The organism is Mucilaginibacter sp. P4_G9 (assembly GCF_056400985.1).
In genome coordinates, this window is record NZ_JBFUKF010000407.1 from 1 (window position 1) to 4455 (window position 4455).

4 protein-coding genes and 2 pseudogenes are annotated in these 4455 nt (G+C 38.3%); all 6 read left to right on the top strand.

What is annotated here, in order from left to right; all coding sequences use genetic code 11:
• A pseudogene (locus AC1DPZ_RS22650) lies at window positions 1-281 on the top strand (lipopolysaccharide biosynthesis protein); the annotation flags it as partial.
• A 57-nt stretch (window positions 282-338) separates the two neighbouring features.
• Window positions 339-476 carry a hypothetical protein gene (locus AC1DPZ_RS22655; RefSeq protein ID WP_477407725.1) on the top strand — a complete coding sequence of 46 codons (138 nt, stop codon included), beginning with the start codon at window positions 339-341 and terminating at the stop codon, window positions 474-476.
• A 17-nt stretch (window positions 477-493) separates the two neighbouring features.
• Entirely contained in the window at window positions 494-2005 is a 1512-nt protein-coding gene (locus AC1DPZ_RS22660; protein ID WP_477407727.1) for an O-antigen ligase family protein, read from the top strand.
• An 11-nt stretch (window positions 2006-2016) separates the two neighbouring features.
• A complete protein-coding gene (locus tag AC1DPZ_RS22665; RefSeq protein ID WP_477407729.1) occupies window positions 2017-2631 on the top strand; it encodes an acyltransferase in 615 nt (204 codons plus the stop codon).
• A gap of 10 nt (window positions 2632-2641) precedes the next feature.
• Complete coding sequence (locus tag AC1DPZ_RS22670; protein WP_477407731.1) at window positions 2642-3988, top strand: lipopolysaccharide biosynthesis protein; 1347 nt, start codon at window positions 2642-2644, stop codon at window positions 3986-3988.
• A 1-nt stretch (window position 3989) separates the two neighbouring features.
• Window positions 3990-4455: pseudogene (locus tag AC1DPZ_RS22675) on the top strand (glycosyltransferase family 1 protein); the annotation flags it as partial.

Consider the following 4455-nt stretch of genomic DNA (forward strand, 5'->3'; position numbering starts at 1 on the left):
TAACCTTACTTGAAATTGGCGACGAAATATTTGTTAAAAACCGCTTTGATGATCTTAGATCAAAATACGACATAGTTATTATTGATACAGCACCACTAAGTTCATTAAATAAATCGAAAGAGTGGTTATTGTTTGCCAATAAAACAATAGCTGTTTTTGAAGCCAATAAAAGCATAACAAACGCACAAAAGCCTTACCTGGCCTTTTTAAAAAGCCTTGGTAATAAGTTTGGTGGCTGGGTGTTAAACAAGGCCACTATTAATAATAAAAAAGGAAAATAGATGTAAATAAAACACCCGCAACGTTATCGGGGTTAATTTACCTTTAGCTTTACCGTTATGAGAATAGATCCCGCAGAAATAAAACCAGATCCTTTTGAAAATTTAACGGCTCTTCAAAACCGATCGCGTAAGGCAGCCATCTTACTGGCCTTTGCTGGCGTCTTTGTTTGGGCAATTAAAATTTTGTTTTTATAAATCAATAGCTATGTTAAATGCTGAATGACCAAACAGATAATAAAGTAAGGGGATCATTTTGGAAAAGTTTGCTTGTTCAAAAATTTTCAAGTCCGTTTATATTATCTTTTTTGGTAGCTGCCGCAGTTATTGTAGGCTTAATAGTTTATGAATCGGGCTTCATGGGCATAGGCGCCATTTTTGTGTTAATGGCAGGTTTAGCTATTCTTTTTGCTATTGTGGCCTATCCCAAAATTGGGATAACTGTTTTAATTATTGCTTCATTTTTTATCAATTACGTTTCAGAATTTTTACCCGCTGGGGTGCCAATAGGTACCCTGCTTGATGCTATCACCTACCTTTTGATTCTTGGATATTTCATCAAACAAAAAAGCGAAAATGACTGGAGTTATTTTAAAAACCCAATAAGTGCACTCATTATTATATGGCTTGTATACAATTTATTGCAGGCTATAAACCCGGCTGCGGCATCTGTTTTAGCTTGGGTTTATACTGTACGTACGGTTGGCTTTATTATGCTGATGTACTTTGTATTTGTTTACCATATCCGATCTGTTGATTTCATTAAATACCTGTTAAAACTCTGGCTYGCGCTCGACCTCATTGCCGCAATATCAGCCTTCCAGCAAGAAAACTTTGGTTTTTTATCATTCGAACGAAAATGGCTTTATTCTGATCCGCAGCGGGTAAGCCTCCTGTTTATTGATGGGCACATGCGCAAGTTTGCCATCTTTTCAGATCCGGTTACTTTCTCTTATAACATGGTAATTGGTTCTTTATTATGCATTGCCCTTATTATGGGAAATATAACTTTACGCAAAAAGATCACATTGGGGTGCCTGGCTGCATTTTTCCTATATGTAATGCTTTATTCGGGTACACGGGCAGCTTATGTGCTGTTACCGGCCTCCCTTATTATTTTGGCTGTACTTAATTTTAACAGAAAGGTACTCATTTTTACCGTAATAGCCGGCTTAATGCTTGGCGTTTTAATTGTTGCTCCCACATCAAACCCATTAATAAAAAGGTTTCAAACAGCCTTTAAACCATCAAATGATGCATCCTATAACGTACGCGCCGAAAACCAAAGGCGCATCAAACCATTCATTTTAGCCCATCCGTTTGGCGGAGGCCTTGGGTCTGTGGGTGTTTGGGGCAGGCGTTTCTCACCAAACTCCATGCTGGCTAAATTTCCGCCAGATAGCGGTTATGTACGCGTAGCCGTTGAAATGGGCTGGGTAGGATTGCTCCTTTTTTGTACACTATTTTTTGTGGTATTGCGTAGTGGTATTAACAATTTCTTCCTTATAAAAGATCCGCAGCTTAAAAACTATTGTATGGCCATGATATTGGTAATATTTGCTTTTAATATAGGTAACTTTCCGCAGCAGGCAATTGTACAGTATCCATCAAATATTATATTTTACCTGGCAATTGCCATTATAGTGGTTTGCAGGCGACTTGATACAGAACAACAAAAACTGATGGGTGCAAACAACAATAAAGGCGAAGTATTATTACCACAATAGAATTAAAGCCGATGTCAGTAATAGCTACAATAAAATCAAACTCAAAGTTAAAAAAACTGGTTCACTGGATGCTCATACCTACCGGCCAATCAAGGCCCAGGCTATGGGTACGCTGGTTTATTACTCCTTTTTATCACTATCGGGGTAAAGGTGCCGTTGTAAGGTATTATGCACGTTTGGATATATTCCCCTTTAATAAGTTTTCATTAGGGAGCAAAAGCATTATTGAAGATTTCGCCACCATCAATAATGGCGTTGGGGATGTAGTAATAGGCAACAACTGTGGTATCGGCATAGGTAATGTGATTATTGGACCGGTTAGCATGGGCAATTATGTAATGCTTGCCCAAAACATTGTAATATCGGGCCTTAACCATGGTTATGAGGATGTAACGCTTCCGCCACGGATGCAAAAAGTGGTAACAAAACAAATCACTATTTGCGATAATGTTTGGGTGGGCGCCAACAGCGTAATTACTGCGGGTGTAACCATAGGCAAGCATGCAATAATTGGCGCCGGCAGTGTGGTTACCAAAGATATTCCCGATTATTCGGTGGCAGTAGGTAACCCGGCCAAAGTAATTAAAAAGTACAATTTTAAAACAAATTGCTGGGAAAAAGCGTAACAAACAAGCAATGGGCGTGTTAAAAAAGCTTATAAATAAACACACAATTTCTTTAGCAAGTAACGCTATAATGCCGGTTTTGGGCATGGTTATATTAGCGTTAATGGCTCGTCACCTCTCCAAATCCGACTTTGGCGACTACATCTTCTTCCTGGTCATATTCAATCTCGCTGATACTTTCAGAACCGGCTTCCTGCAAACTTCACTTATAAAATACTATGCCGGCGCCAGTCCCGAAAGATCAGCTATCATTGCCGGCTCTGCATGGTATATTGGACTTATAATTACTTTTACCTTCGGGATTGGAAATTTGTTAATGTATGTTTTTTACTTTGGTAGCAATCTCAATATGGTTATCATATTAAAATGGTTTAGCATTATTTTTCTGTCAACTTTACCAACAGCCATTTCCGGCTGGATTTTACAGGCCGAGGCACGCTTTGATAAACTCTTTATGGTACAGTTAATTAACCAGGGAGGTTTCTTTATATTTATATTATTGTTGATCATCTTCCATAAAATCAGCTTTCAAAACATAATTTATTGTTACTTTTTAAATAACGTCATCAGCAGTATTACCACTACGGCCTTAGGTTGGTCCAGAATAAAAACTATCGGCAGTAAAAACTGGGCATCTGTTAAAGAACTTGCCCATTTTGGTAAATATAGCGTAGGTACTTCCATCAGTTCATACCTGTTGCGCAGCTCGGATACTTTTATCATAAAAATGATGTTCCCCTCGGGATTGCTGGCTGTTTATTATATTCCGCAAAGATTAATGGAGGTTTTTGAGATCCCGTTGAGGGCTTTTGTTGCAACTGCCTTGCCGGTAATGTCGGCAGCTGTGCATCGCGGAGATAAAAAGCATGTATCATACATCCTCAAAAAGTACGCGGGGATGCTTACCATTGCCTTAATTCCTGTAGCTGTAGTTGCTTTTTTATTAGCCGACCTGGTTATCGGTTTATTGTTTGGCGGCAGTTACCAGCACTCTGATGCGGGCAACATCTTCCGCATATTTATGTGCTTTGTAATGCTGTTACCTATCGACAGGTTTTTTGGTATAACACTGGATATTATTGGAAAGCCTCATTTAAACATGATTAAAGTTTTCATTATGCTGGCGGTTAATGTAAGTGCCGATTTTGCGGGGATCTTCATTTTTCATAACCTGTATGGCGTGGCTGTTGCATCAATTTTTACATTCTTTTCGGGGGCCATATTCGGTTACGTGACGCTTAAAAAACACCTGAAATTTTCAATTAAAGACATCTTCTATTTAGGGTATCTTGAATTGATAGAATTAATAGGCATGCTTTATAACAAGATGAGGAAAAAAGAAACCGGGCAAATTTAATATGGAGCTTAAGAACCGCAATATCATCATATTTTCACAGATGCAGTTTGATGGCCGCCTTGAATCAACAAACTACACCATGGCCCGGTATTTGGCTAAAAACAACTTTGTTTACTTTGTTGACAGGCCTTTTACCTGGAGAGATTACATAAGATATAAAGATACTCCCGAGTATAAAATCAGGAAACCTCATTTTTTTTCATCAACCAACAACATTATACAAACAGAAATACCAAATCTTAAAATTGTTATTTCACCCCCGGTACCCTCTATCAATATGCTACCCGAGGGGTGGTTGTATCGTATTGCCCTTAGAGTGAATGAACTAATAGTTGCAGCAAGACTCAAAAAGGTAATCAGGAATTTTAATATTACAGATTACATTTATATCAACTCATACAACTATACCTACCCTACTTTTCATAATTTGATAAAGCCGGCATTAACGGTTTACCACTGTGTTGATC

Excerpts from the sequence above, each read along its gene's own strand:
- AC1DPZ_RS22665 (WP_477407729.1), top strand. The coding sequence starts at position 2,017 with ATGTCAGTAATAGCTACAATAAAATCAAACTCAAAGTTAAAAAAACTG.
- AC1DPZ_RS22670 (WP_477407731.1), top strand. The coding sequence starts at position 2,642 with ATGGGCGTGTTAAAAAAGCTTATAAATAAACACACAATTTCTTTAGCA.
- AC1DPZ_RS22655 (WP_477407725.1), top strand. The coding sequence starts at position 339 with ATGAGAATAGATCCCGCAGAAATAAAACCAGATCCTTTTGAAAATTTA.